The organism is Pseudomonas sp. 22490 (assembly GCF_052044465.1).
GTDB classification, from domain to species: Bacteria; Pseudomonadota; Gammaproteobacteria; order Pseudomonadales; family Pseudomonadaceae; genus Pseudomonas; species Pseudomonas aeruginosa.
Genome location: NZ_JBQENS010000093.1, coordinates 1 through 764 on the forward strand (window position 1 = coordinate 1; position 764 = coordinate 764).

Consider the following 764-nt stretch of genomic DNA (forward strand, 5'->3'; position numbering starts at 1 on the left):
CGTCTCGGAGTGAGCAAGCGCCACGGCGGGGCCGGCCGACGCCCCTGTAACACGTCAGATAACCCCCGATCAGCAACCCCATAGAACCTCATTAACGGGTAAAGAACATGAAGACTCCGATCCATCCAACCCGACTGGTCCTCGAAGAAAACGGGGATTTCCACAAGTCCCCGAAGGGGATGCTTTTCATGGACCCGCTCAATGGACAGTTCACCGACCTGTCAGGCGTGCGCATCCTGCGGTGTGGCGTGGACACCGTGCGGCAGTTGTACAACGGCAAGCTCCGGCCGGAAGTCATGGCGCTGTTTGACCTGTCGGTGGATGTGGTCGAGTTCGCCGGCTACGAATGGTCCAAGGGCCGTATCGGTCGCGACTCTGGCTATCAGTACCGCCTGCAGAACGCCGAAATGGGCCTGATCCTGCTGATCAAGAACCACAACATCAAGGTCGACACCATTGGCTCGCACCTCAAGATCGAGGTGTCGCCCCACGCCATTGACGGCGCCGACCCGCGTATCCTCCAGGGCGTGCTGGATGACCTGGCCGCGGCGGTGCTGAGTCACTGCGAGACCAACCAAGCAGCCGTGCATATCGCGCTGGATGTGCAGGGCTGGACGCCTCCGGCTGATCTCGTTGATCGCATGCACTGCCGCTCGCGTCGGGTACGGCAAATCAGTGGGATCGAGCGGATCGAATTCGACAGCAACGCCTCGGTCTACGGGCGTGGCGAGACGTACATGTTCGGCTCGGCCAACGGCCTGCAA

General features: G+C 61.3%; 1 pseudogene. It reads left to right on the plus strand.

Annotated features, from left to right (window positions below):
* Positions 1-107: 107 nt before the first annotated feature.
* Positions 108-764, plus strand: a pseudogene (locus tag ACTJJX_RS35035) (hypothetical protein); the annotation flags it as partial.